Genomic DNA, 22,101 nt, shown 5'->3' with positions numbered 1-22,101 from the left:
CTCCCGAACAGGCCGAGGCGCACCTTGTCCGTTACCAGGCCATCGCCGCCGAGAAGCAGACCGCCGATGGAGCGGTCTAGGTCTGCAGCGTTGCCATCGCCGTTCCAGCTGCCCCGGGAGCCGAAGGCCTGGCCCCAGAAAGCGAAAGCCTCGTTGATGCGTCTCTCGGCCTGCGCCTCGCGGGCAGTTGCAAGACCATCGAGCGCGGTGCGCACCCGTTCCATGGCCGCCTCGCGCGGAAAGCGGCTGTCTTCGATCAGCGCTGTCTGGACCGAGGCGTGGATCTCGCCTGAAAGCTGGTCAACCGCAATCGGTGCCTGAGTACTTGAAAGGTTCAGCACAGCGTTGAACAGGCCGCCAGAGCTGAGCGACAAAGCACCACCCGCCGTTGCGCACTGGTTGGCGCTCACACCGGAACGGCAGAAGCCGGTGGCTGAGATAGAAGACGTCAGATAGGCGTTTGTTGCATCGTAGCTGTCGGCAAAGTCGATGAAAGCATAGTCGTCCTTGACGCTGCTGAACCTTCCGATCACGCTTCCAGCCGTGATAATGGTGTAGGTTCCGGCTGTGAAGTTACCGGCTCCGTTCTCAGATGACAAATTTATGGAACTGCCGCTGTTGATCGTGACTGTGCCGGTGGCATTGAGCAGGTCGTTATTTGTCCCGGCTGTAAATCCGCCGGCGCTCAATTCCACCTCGTAGACCGATCCGGCACTCAAGGTGACACTTGCGGCATTGAGAGTTCCGATGGAATTGCCCGGCGCCAACGAGCCGCCGGAGACGATGTTCAGTACACCACCCAATTTGCCGGTACCGCCCAGCTTACCGCCAGAAACCGTTATCGTGCCGCTAAAAGCTGAGGAATCTCCGTTGAGGAATGTCTCCCCGGCGAGATGGTTGATTGTGCCGGAGCCGGAGCCGGAGATATTGGCTGAAAAGACATAGCCGCTGTTAGCATGGTTGAAGTTGAGCGTGCCGCTGCCGGCGCCAAAATTCACTGTCGGGGTTGATAAGGTGCCAGCCGCAGCCGCAGGACTCCCCGGCGCCGCGCCGATATTGAGTGTGCCTGTAGAACCGGCAATATTGGCAATCGTCACTGTGGAAGCAGCAACAGTACCGCCAGCGGCTATTTCCAGCGTGCCCGCGCCTGCGAGGCCGACTTGAACACTGTTCGCATTAGTCCAGTTCGAGCCTGCACCGATCACCCTGACGGTCCCGATTGAGCCCGAATTGTTTCCGATATTACCAACGGTGTTGCTGACTGAGCCGCCATTGGCGATTTCCAGAGTGCCGGTTCCGGAATTGGCTACAACGAGTTGGTCGGAATTTACCCATGTCGATCCCGCCCCATCTACGGTGACCGCGCCGGTTGAGCCGACAAGTCCGGCAATGTAGCCTAATCCGTTGTTGACGGTGCCACCATCGGATATTTCAAGCGTGCCATCGCTTGAATATCCAATGGTCAGAGCGGAAGAATTGTCCCAGGTCGAGCCCGCCCCGCTCACCGTCACAGTTCCCTTTGAGCCAACTTGACTTGCAATTTTGGCAATCCTATTGCTGACCTCGCCGCCCCTGGTAATATCCAGCCTGCCGGTTCCGTTGTCGCCGACATTAAGATCGGTCATATTTGTCCAGGTAGAGCCAGCGCCATCTACCTTGACCTTGCCGGTCGAGCCGGCAACAGTGCCGATATAGCCAACTGCGTTGTTGACCTCGCCGCCAGCGGATATCTCAAGCTTGCCAGTGCCGATATAGCCGAGATGAAGATTGTCCGAACTCGTCCAGACCGAGCCAGCGCCGCTGACCATCACCGTTCCCTTCGCCGCAGCAGAATTTGCGACATAGGTAATAAAATTTGTGACATCGCCGCCGTCCGAGACCTCTAGCGTGCCCGTTCCGGCATTACCGACATACAGTTGGTCAGAATTGGTCCAAGTGGAACCCGCACCACTCACCGCCACAGTCCCGATGGAGCTGGAAGCATTTCCGATAAGGCCGGTTGTGTTGCTGACCGCGCCGGCATTGGAGATAGAAAGCTTGCCGGTTCCGTTATCGCCGATAGAAAGAGCGTTTGAATTGGTCCAGGTCGAGCCCGTTCCGCTTACCGTTACCGTACCATTTCCGGTAACATCATCTCCGATATAGCCGATCGTGTTGGAGACCTCGCCGCCAGCGGAAATGGCAAGGCTGCCAGTGCCCGCATCGCCGACAGAAAGGGTGTTGCCAATTGCCCAAGGGTCCGGCTTGGTGCCGCCGCCACCGCCAATCACCGTCTCTGAGGTGCCGTCAATAACTTCCTGCCCGAAAACAGGGTCAGTCATCACACACAGAATACCGGTCAGGGCTGTTCCCGCCAGCAGCGCTTTATGAACCGCCAGCGCCCAAAAACTCTTGGGGCCGGTTTTCTGGTCTGCTCTCGATGTCATGTGCTTCCCCTGATCGTATCAACCCGGTTCGCTGCAACCTTGTTCAACAGGCACACTGCGAATCTTTGAATTTGACGGATAAGGGGACAGGGTCGCGGATCGGTCGCGGATGGGGTGAATTTCTTCGAGGAAACAAAATCTTTCAAGTCCCTGGACAACCGTTGCCAGAAAACGACAGCGACCGTCCACCGCCCCTGACGAGCCGCTTTGTCCCCACCCCCTTATTCGCTCGCGATGAATGCAAACTTTTTGACAGCCTCATCGAAAAGGTCGTCGTTGGCGGTCTGGACTGAATAAAACCAGTTCTGCTTTTGCCAGGCATAGAGGCGACCTGGATTGCCGGTAGCTTTCACCCACCAGGCGCCGTTGAGCTTTCCGCTGGATTTGGAGCCGTAAATCTCGAGGTCCGGCCTGACGGACGTCTCGACAAAAGCATCCAGCGCCGCTTGATCGGCAGCGCTGACAATAACGATTGCAGCGCCCTGTCCATAGCGGGCAACTCCACCCTTCACGGACCCGTTGGCGAAATCGAGCTTTTGCAATTGCCGGGGCATGCCGCCAATCAACTCCGGCCATGTCTGCTCGTTGAGTCCCGATGGTGGGACGAAGTCGGTGTTGTAGCTTTTGCCGCCCGCGAAGTTCACAAGGCCCACAATGCCCAGGACGACGGCCAAGCCAATCCCGAAAAATATCTTCTTGATCATACCAATCGTCCCTCAATCCCTGTCTCTCTGAATGCCGCTATATGCGGCTCTCTGGCGAGATGCCCTCGCGGCGGTGTGCCGCGAGCCTAGGTGCGTATAAGGGGATGGGGTCGCGGATTGGTCGCGGATTGGGCGTAGTCTGCGAAGGGCGGGACTGCTTTACAAGCCTGGGTAACAATTGACGAACAGCAATGGACCCAGAGCTATGGCGGCGGATATTCCGCCACCGGCAATCGTTGCTGCCTACAATGCCTCAGAATCGAACTCTATCCCGAGATGTCCGGCGGCCTCGGCAGCCAACTCATGCAGGGCTTCGCTAAAGCCTATGCGATCCAGCCCTTCGCGCGCCACGCGAGACACGCGCGGCCAATCCGCGGCCAGGCTCAGCGACCGCGCAAAGGCGACGCATGTATCGAGCGCGGCCGCCTCGAGCTTTTGCTGATAGGCGACAAGGCCGATGTCATCAGCATAGTGATAGACAAACGGGCCCCGATAGATCCGCGCCGCCTCGGCATAGCGCGCCTGTGCTGTCCAGCCGGGTGCGGTGGCCAGGGCCATCAACTCCCATGCGTCAATGGAAACGTGTTCGGGGTCAAGCGCAATGCGGCCGCCCTGTGTAACCACCGCTTCAGGCAAACCGATCAATTGCCGCAGGCGATAAACGGTCGATTTCATGCGCTTGCGGGCATCGCTCTCGCCAATTTCCGGCCAGAGCCGGTCTGCCAGGATTTCGCTTGACTCGCCCGCTGGACCGGCCGCGATCAAATGCACGGCAAGCGCGATGGGGCTGCGTGCCAACTTGCCCGATGTCAGCCGGGACGCAGCACCTTCCAATACATCAAAACGTTCCAGCGAGACGATGTGAACGCTGGCGGTGCCTGTCTCCGAGCCTATCTCGCCGGCAAGGCCAAGGACCCGGATCAGTTCGTTGGCGTAATCGGTCTCGATGGAGTGCTCAACGGCAAAGCGCATCAGCAACGCCATTTCCGACCGGCTTATCCAAGCGTGCAGGTAAAACCGCATGGTTGATCCCGCAGCAAGCGCTGCGCGCAAATAAGGCTCTGCCCGTTCCGGGCGGGAGCTTGCAATTGCCAGCGAGGCGCAACGCAGGCCACTTAGGAAAACCAGTAGCGAACTGTTTTGCCGGAAGGCCGCCCGCCGAGATCGGCGCGCCCATGCAAGTGCCTCACGCCGACGTCCCAGGCTTTGCAGCACAGCCGCAACCGCGTTGCCGTAATGAACCGGAAACATGGCCATGCCGCTGCCCTCGCTTGCCCTGTAGGCAAGCAGGATCAGGGCAAGTGCGGCATCGTGCTCTCCGCCAAGCCAGTGATCCCAGGCGGAAAAATGTTGATGAAAGGCAACATAATGCGGGTGTGCAGTTGGCCCCAATGAGGCGGAAAACAGTGTCAGATAGCGCCGGGCACGAACGCGATCCTCAAGTGTCAGCGCCTTGTACAGAGCCGCATTGATAAGCGCACCATCCAGAAATTTCTGCTGAAACCGCGCATTGGCCTCAAGCCCCTGCTCTACGGCACGAAACGTCTCATCGCCCGTTGCATCAAAGATCGACAGGAACTCCGCAGTCACAAAGTAACGGTTGCAGATATCCGCAACCGGTGCCGTTTCCTCTTCAAACACCTGATTCAATCGCGTTCGAACCTGGCTTGCCTTCCAGCGATGTCCCTGGCCATAGCAATAGCGAAACAGCAGCTGTATGCCACGCCTTATGGTTTCATGGCGCGGCATCGGCTGAGAATAGAAGTCAAGATTTCGCTGCTCCCAATATGGAAAGTCGCGGTGATCGGGACAGCGGATCAACATTGCCACAAACGCCCCACGCGACAATGTGGATTCATAATGCGGGCCAAGGCTACTGGCCAGCTTGCTGAGCTCGGGTAGCATGGCGATCAGCGGATCAAGCAGGTCGAAATCCGTCCATTTGAACCAGATGGCATCGATCAGCGCCGTCCATGTCGGGATCAGCAAATCCTGCGGACCGGTCTGCTGAACCGCTTCGAGCGCAGCTGAAAGAACCTCGCGGGCCTTTGGCGGGTTAACACTGAGCAGCGACTCCCCATACCAGTAAAGCACTGCCCGGCTCTTCGCGCGCTCTGCTTCAGGCATCGGCTCAAGTGCGGTCAAGACGACGCCAAGCTCGCCTTTCTCACTCATGGCTGGCGCGTGAATTATCACCGCATCGCTCAGGGCGCTCCACGCACCGGAGGCGGACAGTAGCAATAGCCCTTCGCCCACGCCTCCGTTCTCGACCACCTCTTGTCCGGCCCGGGAACTCAGCCTCGAGGCCTCGGTGTCTGAGACGGCATCGGGATAGCGATGAAGAAGCGCCGCTTTGAAAAGATCGTGGATTTGCAGCCGATACTGGCCGTCTCTCTCGGCGAACAGCAGCTTGTCTGCCAGTTCCACCAATCGCCTTTCAGCATTCGGCATCTCGAGCGCGCGGGCGATAATCTTGACCGGCAGGTTGGGTAATCGCGCCGCTCGGCAAAGGATCATGCGGTCTGGCTCGCTGAGCGGGTCTATAAGCTCATGAGCAATCAGATCGAGCAAGCGCGCGGAGTTGTGCGAGAGTTGATCAGCAGCCCCTTCAGCCTTGAGCAATTTCGGTGATTGCAACAGCAAACATGCGCCGAGCATCCATCCTCCGGATGCCTTGAGGAGCTCTGCCGCCGTCCAGCTGTTGCAATCGTCTTTGAGGCCCCTGATCAGCTGGTTCGCCTCGATTTCGTTGAGCTTCAGCATGTCGAAATCGATAACCGTCGTCAGGCCGATTGCATTCAGCCTCAACCATGCGGGATGCTGAGCCTCCCGCGAAACGAGAATCAGTTTGATGCCGGCGGCATCGCCGCCAACTGCATCGGCAAGTGCCTGATGCATCGGGGCGTCGGCAGGAAAAACGTGGAGATCGTCAAGGACAAGCGTTATCCGAGCGCCGTTGCAGCCCAGCGAAATCAGCCGTCGCAGATACTCGACAGGCAGCGCAATATCCTGTGATGCGAGTGCAGGCAGTGCCGACTTTGGGAACGATTTCCGGAATGCCGCCTCCAGGGAGGTCAAAAAGACGCCCATGTCCGCCATGCGCGGCTCGGCACGCAGCCAAACAAATGCTTCTCCGCTCTCCCTGCACAACTGCTTGGCGAGGACGGTTTTGCCGCTGCCTGCGGGTGCTGTGATCCACACCACGGCCTTGTCATCTGCGTCCAGAGCACCAGCGGCATGACGAGGGATCGTTTTCCCACTGACCGCCTGCTGGCTTTCGCTCATCTGCTTCCTTTTCACGCCCGGTTGCCCTCAAGCTCGTTCGTCCGCCCCCGACAAGCTTGCCGGTATCGGCGGAGCAATGCAAATCACGGCGCAGGCTTAGATGCTGCCTGCCACCAGTCACTCCCCTGCTGTAAGAGGCTTCCTAGATCAGTAAGGTAAGGCGGTCGCGGATTGGTCGCCGATTGTGGGCGTGGCTATTTGATTGCAAGTCTTCCGCCAGGCGCTCCGGAAGTACGACCGGAAAGCCGAAGGCCACATAGACAGTCGCGAACAGCGAGCGTGACAATGGGCCAGGCTGCATATCGTTCAGCGCGAACTTGGCTCTTAACGGCTCGAGCGTAATCACCGAGAGGTTTCGGTCGAGCCTGAGCTAACCTCGTCGCCCACGTCAGTCCCAAAACCCCAAGGTGTTGGTGTCCGTTCCCAGAAAGCTTGGCTGAAGCAGCGAACGACCGCGAAGGAGCGCATTCCAGCCAGGTTTGTTTGGGGCTGAAACCTGTCAGGCAGCTTGCGGGAACGAACTGAGGGGAAGCAGACATTCGACTTTACAAGGCGCGGCGTCGCTTCTGGGCCAACGCCGACCTCGGGGGTCATTTCAACGCTGCACCGAAGCTACCGGACTGCTACCATTCGTCTAATACGAAGCGTTTTTTGCAGGTGAAGGGGCAACGTGCGAAAAAGGGTGAACTTTCGCTGCCGCCGCGGCTGCCGCTGCTCCAACGTGACCTCTGCCGGGGATCGTGGCCGGGCTGATCTGGTCTAATCGCGGTTATCGCACTGCCTTTCGCTCGTGTTCGCAGTGCGTTCAACGAGGCCATTGTGGAGTGTCATTGCCTAGGGAATAATTGGCCTTCACACCCGCCGCCCGTGTGGGGCTGGTCCCGCCGTTGCGATACGATAACTCGCGAGCCGGTTCGTGGTGGAGGCCGTTCACCCCATCAACTTGCTTGCTCTGGTTCCGGGTCAACGCAGATCACGCCATGCAGTCCAGCCACGCATAAGACCGTAGCTAACGAGCGTGAGCGAGACGAGACGAGACGAGACGAGAATACCGTCCACGATCAGGAGGGAAGAACGGCGCATACGAGAGCAAGCTGGAGCCATAGCGCCAACGCCTCAAGAATCAGCGACAGATTATCTGCAGATCACGCATCCTGACCTGACGCTCAATTTCCTGCAAACAATGGCGAAAACACCCTGAAGAATTGATCGTATCGAAGATCTGGCAAGCCTCAGGTGAAAGCGCTCGGCAACGCCCCATTCAGGCGCGATTCCTGCCAGTGCGTTGCCCTGCAAGGATTTGGAACGCCATTGAAAGTGTCAGATGGGGAAGAAACGGCTCGCACTTTTTGTTGGTAAAATCGCAAGAACAGACAAAATATTGCATGAATATACAATAGTCTAATGGCATCGCGACGCCGGTCATGTTTGTCTTAAGACTGCTATTCGCGTAGCTATGGAGGCAGGGCTGGGAGGCTTTGCCCGTTCCACTTCAGGGAGGATTTTTATGACAAAGTTTCAGATCAATCGTCGTTCGCTGATCAAGTCGGGTGCTGCCATCGGCGCCGGTCTTGCGCTGCCAACGATTTTCACCAGTTCGGCGCGGGCCTATTTGAACGAGCCGAAGGGCGACACCGTGACGCTCGGCTTCAACGTGCCGCAGACCGGCCCTTATGCAGATGAAGGCTTGGACGAACTTCGTGCCCAGCAGCTTGCAGTCGAACACCTCAACGGTGAAGGTGACGGCGGCATGATCAACACCTTCTCGTCGAAGATGTTGAAGGGCAACGGCATCCTGGGCAAGAAGGTCCAGTACGTGTCGGGCGACACCCAGACCAAGTCTGACGCAGCCCGCGCATCCGCCAAGTCGATGATCGAAAAAGACGGCGCCGTCATGATCAACGGCGGTTCGTCCTCGGGCGTGGCTGTTGCTGTTCAGGGCCTCTGCCAAGAAGCCGGCGTGATCTTCATGGCTGGCCTCACCCACTCCAACGACACCACAGGCAAGGACAAGAAGGCAAACGGTTTCCGTCACTTCTTCAACGCCTACATGTCAGCTGCCGCTCTGGCACCGGTGCTGTCGAAGGCCTATGGTGCCGATCGCCGCGCCTATCACCTGACAGCGGACTATACCTGGGGCTGGACACAGCAGGAATCGATCGCTGCTGCGACCGAGGCCATGGGCTGGGAAACCGTCAACAACGTGCTTACGCCGCTAGCTTCGACCGACTTCTCGTCCTACATCGCTCCGGTTCTCAACTCCGGCGCCGATGTGCTCGTGCTCAACCACTACGGCGGCAACATGGTCAACTCGCTGACCAATGCCGTTCAGTTTGGCCTGCGCGACAAGATGGTCAACGGCAAGCAGTTCGAAATCATCGTTCCGCTCTATTCCGAGCTGATGGCAGCTGGTGCGGGCGCAAACGTGCGTGGCGTGTATGGCTCGATGAACTGGAACTGGCAGCTGCAGGACGAAGGCTCCAAGGCATTCGTCAAATCCTTCGGCGAAAAGTATGGCCGTCCGCCTTCAAACTCGGCGCACACATGCTACGTCCAGACCCTGCTCTATGCGGATGCGGTTGAGCGTGCAGGCACGTTCGATCCTTGCGGTGTTGTCGAAGCCCTCGAAGGCTTCGAATTTGACGGCATGGGCAATGGTCCGACGCTTTATCGCGCCGACGACCATCAGTGCTTCAAGGACGTGCTGGTCATGAAGGGCACCGAAAACCCGACCAACGAGTACGACACCCTGGAAATCGTCGAAGTGACCCCGCGCGCTCAGGTCGAGTATGCTCCGGATCACCCGATGTTTGCCGGTGGCGATCTCGGCAAGTGCAACTCGGGCGCATAAGCCACTCCACGAGTTTGCCGCGCCGCCGGTCCGGCGGCGCGGCTTTCTTATTGAATTGAAGACTCAAACCGCCGCGCAAACTGCGCTTGCGGTTTATTTGATGCGGGCTTCACAATGGACGCAATCATTCTCCAAGTCCTGAACGGTCTCGACAAGGGCAGCGCCTACGCCCTGATCGCGCTCGGTCTGACACTCATTTTCGGCACCTTGGGCGTGGTCAACTTCGCTCATGGCGCCCTGTTCATGCTCGGCGCCTTCTGTGCCGTCACGCTTCAGAAAATTCTCTCCCTGTCCTACACAGTTGAGGATCCAACCCAGAAGGATTTTCTGGGTAACCCGCTGAAAGTGGACACCCCCTATATCGTAAGCTGGTTTGGTGACGCGACCGGGAACGCCATTCTTGATTGGTCGGTACCTCTCGCCATTATTTTTGCGATACCGGTAATGCTTCTGGTTGGCTACGCGATGGAACGCGGCCTGATCAAGCATTTCTACAAGCGGCCCCATGCCGACCAAATCCTTGTCACATTCGGCCTCGCCATCGTCATTCAGGAAATCGTCAAGTATTTCTACGGTGCCAATCCGATCCCGACACCCGCACCCGACATGTTCCGCGGATCAGTCGATTTCGGCGTGATGATCGGCTTCGCCCAGAACGAGATCATCTATCCGTACTGGCGGCTCGTGTACTTCCTGTTCTCGGCGGTCATCATCAGCGCGGTCTTCGCCTTCCTTCGCTTCACCACCTTCGGCATGGTGGTCCGCGCCGGTATGGCCGATCGCGAGACAGTCGGTCTGCTCGGTATCAACATCGACAAGCGCTTCACCATCATGTTCGGCATCGCCGCCGCTGTGGCTGGTCTTGCCGGCGTCATGTATGCGCCGATCAATTCCCCCAACTACCATATGGGCATGGACTTCCTGGTGCTGTCCTTCGTTGTGGTTGTTGTCGGCGGCATGGGCTCCCTGCCCGGCGCCGTACTGGCCGGTTTCCTGCTTGGCATTCTCGAGAGCTTCGCCTCGATGAACGAAGTCAAGTCGCTGATCCCTGGCATCGACCAAATCATCATTTATCTCGTAGCAATCATCATCCTTTTGACCCGCCCACGCGGTCTTATGGGTCGCAAAGGCGTGATGGAGGAATAATCAATGCTGGGTCTGAGTAAGAAAGACACTACCTTTCTGCTGATCGTTATCTTTCTGACGATGGCGACACCAATTTTGCTGCAACCCTTCCCCGAAGGATCTGCGCTGGCGCAATTCAATGCGGGCTATCCCGACCTGATGCAGCGCTTTGCGATTTTCGGGATTTTCGCGATTGGCTTCAACATCCTGTTCGGCCTGACCGGTTACCTCTCGTTCGGTCACGCAGCCTTCCTGGGTGTCGGGTCCTACTCGGTCGTCTGGATGTACAAGCTCCTGAGCTACAATGTTCTGCCGGGCCTGGTCCTCGCGATCATCACCTCGGCGCTGTTTGCGCTCCTGATCGGATATATTTCGCTGCGCCGCTCTGGCATCTACTTCTCGATCCTGACACTGGCATTCGCCCAGATGTCGTTCAATCTGGCCTATTCCGTGCTGACACCGCTTACCAACGGTGAAACCGGGCTGCAGGTCTACACCGACGATCCGCAGGTGCTGATGAGCGAAGGAGCGCCGACCTCTCCGCACTTCTTCGGCATCGTCATGAACGAGAGCGCAAAGATCGATGTGGGCGGATGGCAGTTCACCTTCTCCAACGGATATTATTTCTGTGCGATCATCGCGATCGTCGTCTTCTATCTGTCGCTGAGGATCTTCCGGTCGCCTTTCGGCATCATGCTGCGCGCCATCAAGACCAACCAGACACGCATGAACTACACCGGCCTCAACCCCCGTCCCTACACGCTGGCAGCCTTCGTGATTTCGGGCATGTATGCCGGTCTTGCCGGCGGGCTTCTCGCCGCCATGGACCCGCTCGCCGGCGCCGAGCGCATGCAATGGACCGCTTCAGGCGAAGTGGTGCTGATGACCATCCTGGGCGGCGCGGGAACACTGATGGGTCCGGTACTGGGTGCAGGTTTCATCAAGTACTTTGAAAACATCTTCTCCAAGATCAACGACAACATTCTGCACACCTGGTTTTCCGCCCTTCCGGACGGACTGGAAGATGCAATCGTATTCATGCTCCATCCCTTTATCGGCAAGGGCTGGAACCTTACCCTGGGGCTGCTCTTCATGATCGTGGTGATCTTCCTGCCGGGCGGTTTGATGGAAGGCGGAAGCCGGATCTGGAACTCGGTCTCGGGCAAGAACCGGAAGGCCAAAGCCACAGGCTCCACCACGACACCGTCGAACAACGTCAACTGATCAGCGGAGATATCAGATATGGGTATTCTTGAAGTCTCTAATGTGAACAAGCGGTTCGGCGGGTTGCAGGCGCTCGGCAATGTCAATCTGAGTATTGCCGAAGGCACGGTTCATGCGATCATCGGCCCCAATGGTGCGGGCAAGTCGACGCTGCTCAACTGCCTTATCGGCAAGTTGGAACCTGATACCGGAACCGTCCTGTTTGACGGCAAGTCGGTGCTTGGACGCAAGCCCTACGAGATCAACCAGATGGGGATTTCGCGGGTCTTCCAGACGCCTGAGATTTTCAGCGATCTCAGCGTTTTCGAAAACATGCTGATCCCCTGCTTTGCAAAGCGTGACGGTTCGTTCCGCCTGCATGCGCTGGAATCCATCGCCTCTGAAAAGGATCTCATTGCGACCGCCGAGAACATGCTTTCGGAGGTCAACATGATCGACAAACGACATATGATCGCAAGTTCATTGTCGCGCGGAGACAAACGACGCCTCGAGATGGCCATGTGCCTTGTCCAGGCTCCGAAACTGCTGCTGCTCGATGAACCGACCGCAGGCATGGCGCGCGCCGACACCAACAACACCATCGACCTGCTCAATGAAATCCATGAAAAACGCGACATCACCATGGTGATCATCGAGCATGACATGCACGTCGTCTTCTCGCTCGCCAAGCGCATTACTGTGCTGGCTCAGGGCACGCCGCTTGTCGAGGATACCCCTGACAACATCAAGGGACATCCGAAAGTGAAAGAAGCCTATCTGGGAGAGGCCGCAGAATGAGCCAGCTCGATCTCGACAAGGGCGGAGCGCCTAACGACCGTCCTGATTTCTCCAAGAACGCCAACCACGCGGCCACCGCCCCGGCGTTTTTGTCCGTCCACGACATGCACGCCTATTATGGCGAAAGCTACATCGTGCAGGGCGTCAGCTTCAATGTGCACGAGGGCGAGATTCTGGCCCTGCTCGGCCGCAATGGTGCGGGCAAGACCTCGACACTGCGCGCCATCGCGCAGATCGGCTCGCCATTGATGACCCGCGGCGAGGTCTGGCTTGACCACCAGCCGCTGCACAAGATGAGTTCGCACGAAGCCTCCCGCGCGGGCCTCTCGCTGGTGCCTGAAGACCGCCGCATCATTGCCGGACTGACGGTTGAGGAAAATATCCAGCTGGCCCAGATCGCCCCGCCCATCGGCTGGTCGATCGAGAGGATTTATGAGCTGTTCCCTCGACTGGGTGAACGCCGCAAACAAGAAGGCGTGACGCTATCAGGCGGCGAGCAGCAGATGCTGTCGATCGGCCGGGCCCTTGCCCGCGACATCAAGGTTCTGCTTCTTGACGAGCCCTATGAGGGGCTGGCACCGGTGATCGTTGACGAGATCGAAAAGACACTCAACATCATCAAGCAGCAGGGCATCACCACGATCCTTGTCGAGCAGAACGCCGTGCGCGCGCTCAAGCTCGCCGATCGCGCCGTCATCCTTGAATCCGGTGAAGTCGTCTTCGACGGCACCGCCAAGGAAGTGCTCGACAACGAGCAGCTGCGCCACGATTACCTGGCGATCTAGGCTCACGCGGGATCAGGGCGCAAGCCCAGACACTTCTGGCAGGATGAATGCCTGCCAGAAGCCATGACGCAAATCACAGCAACTTGCCGATGTCCTGCGTGGTCAGAACCTTGCCGTAGGCGACCAGCTTCTCGTCGATGACGAGACCCGGCGTGGACATCACGCCGTAGCCGGAAATCTCTGCAAAATCCGTCACTTTGACGAGCTCCGCCTGAATTCCTGCGGCTTGCGCCGCCGCCATGGCGTTTTCACCCAGCGCCACACATTTCTTGCAGCCAGAGCCGAGGATCTTGATGATCATGAGGGTGGTCCTTTCAAATAAACCAGTCCGAGACGGTATTGAACAGAAAGCCGATACCCAGAATTCCGCCCGTAACCACGGTCAGGAAGAGCACCAGAAGCGGCATCTTGATCACGCGTTTGAGCATGATGATCGACGGCAGTGACAGCGCAGTGACGGCCATCATGAAGGCCAGTACCGTGCCGAGGCCGACGCCCTTTGAGACAAGCGCCTCTGCGATGGGAAGGGTGCCGAAGATATCGGCATACATCGGAATGCCGATCAGCGTTGCCACCGGCACCGACCACCAATTGTCCTGACCAAGCAGCGCGGTAATGATCTCGGCCGGAACCCAGTTGTGGATCGCAGCCCCAATCCCGACACCGATCAGGACGTAAGGCCAGACCCGGTGGACGATCTCGGTCACCTGGTCACGGGCAAAGCTCAGCCGCTCTCTCCGGGTCATCGTGTGACCGCTGTCAAGCACCGGAACCGCGTGCACGAATTCCGCCACCTGATCCTCCATCCCGGCCCGGCCGATCAGCGTGCCGCCAGCAATCGCCACCACCAGCCCGACACCGACATAGGCCAGTGCAATTGGCCAGCTGAAGATCGACGCAAGGAGGATGACCGAAGCCAGGTCGACAAGCGGCGAGGAAATCAGGAACGAAAAGGTGATCGCCAGCGGCAATCCGGCTGCTGTGAAACCAATGAAGATCGGGATCGATGAGCAGGAACAGAAGGGTGTGATTGTGCCGAGAACTGCCGCGAGCGTATTCGCCCATATCCCCGACCGACCACCCAGGATTCGTCGTGTGCGTTCGGGCGGAAAAAAGCTCTGAACATAGGAAATCGCGAAGATCAGCACCGAGAGCAGGATGAAGATCTTGATCACATCATAGACGAAAAACTGCACCGACCCACCAAGCCGCGACGCGGGATCAAGACCGGAGGCCGACACACCGGCAGTCACCAGATCGGAAAGCCATTGCATGCGCAGAAGCTGGTCGTTCAACCAGCCGAAGATGTTCATGTTCCAGGATCCTCAGGCAGGAGCACATGGACAAGCCCGCTAGCACTTGGGAACGGATTGAAACCGCCGCCAAAGCAGGAGACAGCAAACTTGTGGATGTTCATCTGCGCATGAGTTCACGCCGCTGCCATTGATGATGATCAAGTGACATCGACTATCCCTATTGTTTTACGGATTTGTCTGCGCATCGGCCGGGGCCGGTTGGCCTGAACGGCAGGATCGCCCCTTACAGGTTGATCATGCCGATGCTCGTGCCCCCGCAGACATAGAGCGTCTGCCCGGTGACAAAACTGCTGGCCGGATCGCAGAAGAACAGGAATGCATTGCTGACATCATCCACCGAGCCGAGACGCCCGACCGGGATCTTGTTGGCGAGTTCGCTCTCGCGCTCGCTACCCTTGGGTATGATCCCCCAGAAATTGTCTGTCTGGATCGGGCCAGGCGCCACCACATTGACTGTGATGCCATGCGGTGCGAGTTCCAGCGCCCAGGTCCGGGCCATTCCGATCATGCCGGCCTTGGTCGCGGAATAGGCGGTGCGCGTCGGCACGCCGAGTGCCGCGCGCGAGCCATTGAACATCACCCGGCCGAACTTCCTGGCCTTCATCGCCGGCAGGAAACCTTGCAGCAGCGTCAGCGCCGAGCCCAGGTGCAACTGCGCCAGCCCGGTGATGTCCTCTGGCTTGGCCTCTTCCACCAGGTTTGGCCAGATCAATCCGGCATTGTGCACGAAATGGGTGACCTGATGCTCAGCCGCAATCTCTTGAGCCGCAGTCTTCACTGCATCCGCATCGAGCAGATCGCACTCGATGCTGACCAGCCGTGCATGATTCCACTCTGGCGCATTGCGCGACAGGTTGATCACAGTGTAACCGCGCTCAAGCAGTTTGCCTGCCAGATCCGCGCCGATCCCCTTGCTGGCACCCGTGATGACGGCCGTGTAGTCGCTCATTCTGTCTCTCCCGGGCTGGCTTTGGTGGGCACAAGCGCCAGCACCCGCAGCGGGCTGCCGGTGCCGCCCTTGATCTTCAGTGGCGGCGCGATCAGCATCGCGCCGATGGGTGGTAGACGGTCTAGATTGCTCAGGCACTGCAGCCCGAACTTGCCCGCGCCATGCAGCAGATAATGCGCCGGATAGGGCGGCGAATAATGTGCGCCCTGCCCCGCATCGGTGCCAACGGTCTCGGTTCCGAAGCCACGGATATCACGCTCAAGCAGCAGCTCGATCGCCGCAGGCGTCGGCCCGGGGGAATGCGGCCCATCGTCAGCCATGTTGAGATACTCGGCACCCCGCCGTTTCGACCAGTCGGTGCGCATCAGCACCCAGCTGTCCGCCGGGACTTTGCCATGCTCTGCTTCCCAGTCCTCAATGATCTCCGGCGTCAGCTCAAAATCATCATTGCTAGCAGCACCATGAGAACAATCGATCACCACCACGGGCCCGACAAACACTGAAGGGTCAATTTCATCAACCGCGCCGTTGGCGACATCGCGGCCCGACACCCAATGGATCGGCGCATCAAAATGCGTGCCCGTATGCTCGTTCATCGAGATATTGTGCCATTTCCAGGCTGGCCCACGGCCGTCATAGGCAGAGACTTCCTCCATCCGGAACCGCGCGCATTGGCCGAATTCGGGTGGCAGCACGATCACCGGAAAATCGGGGTCAAGCGTATGGGTGAGATCGACAACCTCGACCGATCCGTCTCCAAGGGCATTGGCAAGCCCAACCAGCGGATTGCTCATGCGCCGCCTCCTGTCAGTTCGCGTTCCAGCACCTTGGGGTCTCGACGCCAGCGCTCTTCCAGATCCTTGGCAACATCGCCGCAGAACACATCCTCGACCCCTTCGCACAGGCCTTCGACAACTGATTTCGCCAGCGCTTTCGGCGGCACCTTTGGGGGTGGCAGCGGCTGATGCCATTCATCGTCGATGGGCCCGGTGAAGACGTTGATCATTCTCAGACCCGAGCTTCTGAATTCGGCCCTGAGCGTCTGGCTGATCGACAGCGCCGCCGCCTGGCTGGCAGAAAACGCACCATACTGTGGGTCCGCCGACAGCGCGTGAACAGAGAGGATATTGACGAAGGCAACCGCCGAATTGACACCATCGGCGGTTCGCGAGGACATCCCGGGCCCAAAAGCCTGCGCCAGCCGCATCAGCCCGAGCGCATTGATTTCGAATTCTTCCCGCGCAAATACGGTGTCAGCTCCAAGTACGCCACCGGGGCGCACATGCCGTGCGGTGTTGATCAGAATGTCGACCTTGCCGCCGATTTCAGCCGCAAGTTTCTTGACCGAGGACGGATCGGAGACATCGAGCGGCAGAACCGAAACCCGGTCCAGCGCGGCAATCGCGGCATGGTCGGATCCACGCCGCCAGCTCTCGGATTCGCCAACAAAGATCTGTGAGGCGCCGGCCGCAAAAAGCGCGTCAATCAGCGGCCGGGCTGCCGGCGACCTTATGTCGGTGATCAGCACCCGCCGGTGTTTTGGGTGCGCGGTCAGGCTGCGCAATTGCGGATCGTCCGCCATATCGGGAGTCCTTTCCGTGGGCAAAGCGATCATCACGCCCTGCCCTGCCTTGTCGAGCTTCAAGTCCATGCGAATTGCATCGCCGCGACCAACATCGCCGTGCAGATGGCACAAAACTGTCGGTCCCACAGACAACCTTACCAGGCCGGAGCGCCACGGCAGCCTTTCGCGGTAGAAAGGATCAGGCGAAGCATGAATGCGCGTCTCGGCGATCACCGTCCCGTCCCGTGGCGTTTCGCGCCAGGCGAGTTCCACCGAAAGGCACGCGCAGCATGCGTCACGCGGTGGATACTGAACTGCGCCGCATTCTTCACAATGCTGCAACTCGAACGCCCCGCGCGCTGCAGCAGCCGTCAGCCCCAGTGCCGCCCGCGAGCGCATCTGCGGCGGAAGTGTCGGCAAGCGCTGGCGCAGTTGCGGGTTCTTCTTGGGTGGCGGCAGAAGCTTGTCGGTCATGCGCCCTCCCCCGTCAAGATCGCTGCAGAGGAACACAGGCCGCGGTCATAATTGATCATGCCGAAACCCGACACCATTGCGGTCCGGGCCTTGGCAACCTGCGTGCCGCCGGCCTGACCGGTCACCTGCCGGATCGCCTCAACCAAGCCAAGATATCCGCCAGCGGCTCCCGCCTGGCCAGCAGACAACTGACCGCCTGAGGTGTTGTGCGGGAAATCCCCGGTAATTGTCAGGTCGTGCTCACGAACAAACCGCGCGCCCTCGCCCTTGGCGCAAAAGCCCAGATCCTCGAACTGCATCATCGAAATCAGCGGGTAGTCATCATAGGTCTGCAACAGATCGATGGCCTCCGGGCCGTGGCCTGCCATCTCGTAGAGCTCATCGATATCCATCACCCAGCCACCACGAAGCTGCACCGGATCCTCAGGAAACGCATTGTGGCGCTCGATCGTGGCCGAGATCCGGGCATAGGCAAGGCCGCGGCTTTGCGCCTCGTCCTCGCGCATGACCAGAAATCCTTCCGCGCCAGCGCATGGCATGACACAGTCAAACAGGCCGAACGGCTCGGAAATAGGGCGTGCCGAAAGGTACTGCTCGAGCGTCAGCGGCGATTTCATGATTGCACCCGGATAGTGCAGCGCATTGGCCCGCTGTGCCACCGCAATCCGGCCGAAGTCTTCCGGCGTCACCCCATACTCGGCCATATAGGCGTCGGCAATCAGCGCGAAACTGGCATTCGGCCCACCCGAACCATAGGGGTAGGACGCATCCATCGCAAAGCGCGAAAACGACGACAGAAGCTGGCGGAAACTGTCGATCCGGTTGGCGTCACCGGCAATGCAGGCAACCACATCGACATCACCCGCCTGTACCGCCCGCGCCGCGCGCCTCAGCGCCACCACGCCGCTTGCGCCACCCATCGGAATGCTGTCCAGCCATCTCGGACTCAGTCCCAGATGTTGGGTCAGCCCCACCGGCGTATCGGGAAACAATGTAAAGCTGGAAACCGAAAAACCGTCCAGCTCCCGTGGCGAAAGTTCCGCCACCTCAAGCGTCTGCTTCAAGGCCCGCGCGATCCACCAATGCGCGGTTTGCTGCGAATAGCGGACATAGGGCACCGACACAGGCGCTGTTACAACCACCCCATCGTAGTTTTGCCGCTTCACGCCGCTGTTCGCTTTTTCATGGACCGAGTGTCCACGGTTGCGGGGTCTTCCACAAGCCTGTCTGCCAGTTCCTTGAGCTCGCGCCGCTGGATTTTCTGTGTCGATGTCAGCGGCAACGCATCAACAAAGGCCACATAGCCCGGCGCCTTGTAGTAGGCGAGCTGCTCGAGGCACCAGCCGACAATTTCTGTGGCCAGCGGTGCACCCGGGGCGCCATCGACCTTGAGACAGGCAAAGACTTCATCGCCCCGAACCGGGTCGGCAACAGCCGCAACCGCAGCAGCAAGCACAGCCGGGTGACGCATCAGGGCAGATTCCACTTCAACCGCAGCAATATTTTCACCAGAACGCCGGATCACGTTCTTCTTGCGGTCGACAAAGAACATCGAGCCGTCTGCCTCTCGGCGGACGATGTCGCCGGTGTGAAACCAGCCACCGGCCCAGGCTTCATCAGTGGCTTCCGGGTTCTTGAAATAGCCTGCGAAAAAGCCGCGGCGCGGTTCTCTGCCTTCCCTACGGACCAGCAACTCGCCAGGTCCGTCTTGGCTGACATAGCCATCATTATCCGTTATCCTGACTTCAAGTTCCGGGCCGGGTTTGCCGAGACAACTCTCGCCGATCCGGCGCGGCAACTGGTTGGCGCAGATCACCGCGCCCGCGCCCGTTTCCGTCATCGCCCAGGCCTCGACCAGCGGGAACCCGAAACGTTCCTCGAAGCTTGCATGAAGTTTCGGATCAACACCCGCACCAAAGCCAAACCGGACCGAATGGCTCCTGTCGGCCTTGTCTTCGGGCGCGCCCATCAGCATCGATGGCATGACACCAAGATAATGCAGGCAGGTCGCCCCGCTCTCGGCAACACTGCGCCACCAGCTTGAGGGATGAAACCGGTCAAGCACGGTCAGGCATCCGCCAACTGCAACCATCGCCATGAAGGAATAGGCCATCGCATTCATGTGGAAAATCGGCAGCGGCGTGATCATGCGCTCGCCAGTCTCGGTCAGCAGGCAGAGCCCGCCCGCCCGGGCATACCAGTCACCGGCTTCAAGAAAATAAGTGTTGGTCAGGATGCAGCCCTTGGGGCTGCCGGTGGTCCCGGAGGTGTAAAGCAGTGCGGCTTCCATCTCCTCGCCATTGAGTGCCTCGCCCGCATCATCAACTCTGAGCGCAACCGCTCTCGCTGTTCCAGGCTGGGGCACTGCATCGCCCGGCACAATCACCGGCACAGACAGCCCCGCTTCCTTGGCGGCAGCAGCGAGATCGTCTGAGCGAAGTGCAAGCCCGACGATCAGCGACGGCTCGGAATGACCTGCCATATAGGTGAGTTCTGAATGTCTCAGATCCGGGTTGACCGGCACAACGGAAGCGCCAATGCGGTTGAGCGCCAGAAGCCAGACGAAGAATTCCGGCCGGTTTTCAAGCAGAAGCATGACCCGGTAGCCAGGCCCGTACCCCTTCTGCTGCAGCGCCGCGGCCAACAGTGTGACCTGCTCCTGCACCTGCCGGTAGCTCAGCTCCCCCGGCTCAATGCCGTAGATTGAAGCGGTCTCAGCCATAACATTGAAGACTGGGCGTTCCGGATAAAGCCCTGCGGTGGCAGCGAAGGCCTGCCAGATGGTTTGGGTACCCTGTTGGATCATGGCAGCAGCTGAATGTTGCGGAAGGCCGCGTCGCAATTGAGGATGTCGACGCGTTTGTTGGCAATCCGCAGCTTGCCATCAACCAGCGCAATCTCATGCCGGGCCGTCAGCGCCAAGAGGAACTGCTCGTCAAGCCGGGTCTCGACATAATGCATGAATGTGGTGGTCACAAAGGTTCCGTCCGCCTCATTCATCTCGTCGACAAACGGACGCTGGATAACGTGGTGGCATCGGCTCTTGGGCTTCTGCGAGAATGTCCGTGCGCCGGTCAGCCGCTCGACCCGCAATTTGAGCATGAAGAGGTCTTCATACATCAGCGATGTAACGTTGATCGGATCAGTCTGTTTGTAGTCAAGCGGCATCCAGTAGTGTCCGCCCTTGAGCCACAAGGCGAGCCACTCGTCGTAACGCCCCTCATCGAGCATGCGTACTTCTTCATAGATGAAGTCGATCAGCTGATCCCTGGAGACGCTCATTCCGCGGCCTCCTGGACGTCCATGTCCCAGGTCATGAACTTGACCCAGGCATCAAACTGGTTGCGCATCTGCCTTTCTGTGGTGCCATTTTCAATCGCTTCCTCGGAGAAGTCTTCGTCCTCCTCGTAGAGCCGCTGGATATTGACCCATTCCAGGCCATCAGATTGCAGCCCCTCCTGGGCGCGCTCGTACATTTCCAGATCGTCGTGTCCGACGATAGAGCTCGGCGCATTGATCATGCGGTTGTACATCGCGCTGCGCGCGGTCAGCTCTTCGGGGCCGTCGACCAACCGGTAGATATAGCTTTCCACCAGCGTCTTGTCGGCCGCCAGCGGGATGAACACCCTGAGCTGCTGGATCGGCCCCTTGATCATGATGTTGGGGAAATAGACTGTGTTGTGGCGGCTCTCGCCGAGGATCGCCTTGGCCTTCTCCTCACCATAGGCCTCGACCAGCTTGTCCATGTAGCCGGGTATTGCCGAGTAATTGGAATGGATCGAGTTGTGCACGCCGGTGTGGCCATGGCCGTTGGGCCAGGTGCGGATTCCCATGTTCTCGAAGAATTCGTAAGGCGACATGAAGGGCGCGATGATCTCCATCGCCGCCGGCAAAGGTGTGCCTTCGGGCATGTCGAGCTCTTTCCAGAGCTTGACCGCTGTTCCGGCAGAGCTTTCATGCGCCACCATCGGATGGCAGGTGTCGGTCTGGTTCTCGACCAGCATTTTCCAGTTGCAGTGGTGCATGTAGCGCAGTGGCGGCCCTGCAACTTCCAGCCTTCCTGCTGGTGATCGGTCCACCATGTTGTCGATCGAGGAAAGAGAGCCGCCGAAAAAATCCTCGAAGGAAATTCCACTCTCGGCCAGACGGCAGAAGATGAAGCCGCGATAGTTCTTCACCTCGCCAACCGCACGCATGCCTTTTGCGTTGTCGGTGTTTTCCAGTCCGGTGTTGTCGTAGCCCTTCTTCAGCGGGATCGCGAGCAGGCAGCCATCGGTCTTGAACGACCAGGCATGGTAGGGGCAGCGGAAGAACTTGCCGGTGTTGCCGGCCCGGTCAATGACGATCTTGGTGCCCTTGTGTGGACAGCGATTGTGCAGCACATGCACTTCGCCATCGCTGTGGCGGACCTGGATCACCGGCTGATCGCCAACTTGCGTGGAGAAATAATCGCCCTTGTTCGGGGTCTGGCTCTCATGCCCGACAAACACCCAGGCATTGGTGAACAGGTGTTTCATCTCGAGCCGGTAGAGCTCCTGATCGGTATAGACGTCCCGGTGGACTTCATTGCCGCGAAACAACGCCTTGATCGCGGCCGGGTTCTGTTCGTAATGACCCATTG

The 22,101-nt window shown here is 59.0% G+C and carries 17 protein-coding genes; 5 read left to right on the top strand and 12 right to left on the bottom strand.

Going from position 1 to position 22,101, the window contains the following annotated elements; all coding sequences use genetic code 11:
- From WNZ14_RS21305 to WNZ14_RS21295, 3 genes are all read right to left on the bottom strand, one after another.
- Window positions 1-2,426 (bottom strand): autotransporter outer membrane beta-barrel domain-containing protein (locus WNZ14_RS21305; RefSeq protein WP_342870696.1); only part of this gene is annotated, 2,426 nt, incomplete at its 3' end.
- Between the two features lie 221 nt (window positions 2,427-2,647).
- Entirely contained in the window at window positions 2,648-3,130 is a 483-nt protein-coding gene (locus WNZ14_RS21300; RefSeq protein ID WP_342870695.1) for a hypothetical protein, read from the bottom strand.
- 243 nt (window positions 3,131-3,373) lie between these two features.
- Window positions 3,374-6,415 (bottom strand): hypothetical protein, encoded by a 3,042-nt coding sequence (locus WNZ14_RS21295; protein WP_342870694.1) that lies wholly within the window; start codon window positions 6,413-6,415, stop codon window positions 3,374-3,376.
- A gap of 1,507 nt (window positions 6,416-7,922) precedes the next feature.
- Between WNZ14_RS21295 and WNZ14_RS21290 the strand changes: the two genes are divergently transcribed.
- The 5 genes from WNZ14_RS21290 (at window position 7,923) to WNZ14_RS21270 (ending at window position 13,177) form a co-directional block, all read left to right on the top strand.
- Window positions 7,923-9,266, top strand: coding sequence for a substrate-binding protein (locus WNZ14_RS21290; protein ID WP_342870693.1), 1,344 nt, complete (start codon window positions 7,923-7,925; stop codon window positions 9,264-9,266).
- Window positions 9,267-9,380: 114 nt separating this feature from the next.
- A complete protein-coding gene (locus tag WNZ14_RS21285; protein ID WP_342870692.1) occupies window positions 9,381-10,412 on the top strand; it encodes a branched-chain amino acid ABC transporter permease in 1,032 nt (343 codons plus the stop codon).
- A gap of 3 nt (window positions 10,413-10,415) precedes the next feature.
- A complete protein-coding gene (locus WNZ14_RS21280) occupies window positions 10,416-11,615 on the top strand; it encodes a branched-chain amino acid ABC transporter permease (protein WP_342870691.1) in 1,200 nt (399 codons plus the stop codon).
- Window positions 11,616-11,633: 18 nt separating this feature from the next.
- Window positions 11,634-12,392, top strand: a complete 759-nt coding sequence (locus WNZ14_RS21275) for an ABC transporter ATP-binding protein (protein ID WP_342870690.1) — start codon at window positions 11,634-11,636, stop codon at window positions 12,390-12,392.
- Window positions 12,389-13,177: an ABC transporter ATP-binding protein gene (locus WNZ14_RS21270; protein WP_342870689.1), complete on the top strand. Its 789-nt coding sequence runs from the start codon at window positions 12,389-12,391 to the stop codon at window positions 13,175-13,177. Before WNZ14_RS21275 ends, WNZ14_RS21270 begins: the two co-directional genes overlap by 4 nt.
- 73 nt (window positions 13,178-13,250) lie before the next feature.
- Here the strand turns inward: WNZ14_RS21270 and WNZ14_RS21265 are convergent, their stop codons facing one another.
- From WNZ14_RS21265 to WNZ14_RS21225, 9 genes are all read right to left on the bottom strand, one after another.
- Entirely contained in the window at window positions 13,251-13,478 is a 228-nt protein-coding gene (locus tag WNZ14_RS21265) for a thioredoxin family protein (RefSeq protein ID WP_342870688.1), read from the bottom strand.
- 13 nt (window positions 13,479-13,491) lie between these two features.
- A complete protein-coding gene (locus WNZ14_RS21260; RefSeq protein ID WP_342870687.1) occupies window positions 13,492-14,490 on the bottom strand; it encodes a permease in 999 nt (332 codons plus the stop codon).
- A gap of 226 nt (window positions 14,491-14,716) precedes the next feature.
- Entirely contained in the window at window positions 14,717-15,442 is a 726-nt protein-coding gene (locus WNZ14_RS21255) for an SDR family oxidoreductase (protein ID WP_342870686.1), read from the bottom strand.
- Window positions 15,439-16,236 carry a cyclase family protein gene (locus tag WNZ14_RS21250; protein ID WP_342870685.1) on the bottom strand — a complete coding sequence of 266 codons (798 nt, stop codon included), beginning with the start codon at window positions 16,234-16,236 and terminating at the stop codon, window positions 15,439-15,441. The genes WNZ14_RS21255 and WNZ14_RS21250 overlap by 4 nt, the downstream gene beginning before the upstream one ends.
- The gene (locus tag WNZ14_RS21245; protein WP_342870684.1) at window positions 16,233-17,480 is read right to left on the bottom strand and encodes an SDR family NAD(P)-dependent oxidoreductase; all 1,248 of its coding nucleotides are present in this window, start codon (window positions 17,478-17,480) and stop codon (window positions 16,233-16,235) included. Before WNZ14_RS21245 ends, WNZ14_RS21250 begins: the two co-directional genes overlap by 4 nt.
- Window positions 17,477-18,646: a thiolase family protein gene (locus WNZ14_RS21240; protein ID WP_342870683.1), complete on the bottom strand. Its 1,170-nt coding sequence runs from the start codon at window positions 18,644-18,646 to the stop codon at window positions 17,477-17,479. The genes WNZ14_RS21245 and WNZ14_RS21240 overlap by 4 nt, the downstream gene beginning before the upstream one ends.
- The gene (locus WNZ14_RS21235; RefSeq protein WP_342870682.1) at window positions 18,643-20,286 is read right to left on the bottom strand and encodes an AMP-binding protein; all 1,644 of its coding nucleotides are present in this window, start codon (window positions 20,284-20,286) and stop codon (window positions 18,643-18,645) included. Before WNZ14_RS21235 ends, WNZ14_RS21240 begins: the two co-directional genes overlap by 4 nt.
- Entirely contained in the window at window positions 20,283-20,762 is a 480-nt protein-coding gene (locus WNZ14_RS21230) for an aromatic-ring-hydroxylating dioxygenase subunit beta (protein WP_342870681.1), read from the bottom strand. Before WNZ14_RS21230 ends, WNZ14_RS21235 begins: the two co-directional genes overlap by 4 nt.
- Window positions 20,759-22,099 carry an aromatic ring-hydroxylating dioxygenase subunit alpha gene (locus WNZ14_RS21225; protein ID WP_342870680.1) on the bottom strand — a complete coding sequence of 447 codons (1,341 nt, stop codon included), beginning with the start codon at window positions 22,097-22,099 and terminating at the stop codon, window positions 20,759-20,761. Before WNZ14_RS21225 ends, WNZ14_RS21230 begins: the two co-directional genes overlap by 4 nt.
- Window positions 22,100-22,101 lie beyond the last annotated feature (2 nt).

This window comes from Hoeflea sp. AS60 (assembly GCF_038900115.1).
Taxonomy (GTDB): Bacteria; Pseudomonadota; Alphaproteobacteria; order Rhizobiales; family Rhizobiaceae; genus Hoeflea.
The sequence above is the reverse complement of the archived record's forward strand: the minus strand, read 5'-3'. Positions and strand labels throughout refer to the sequence as shown.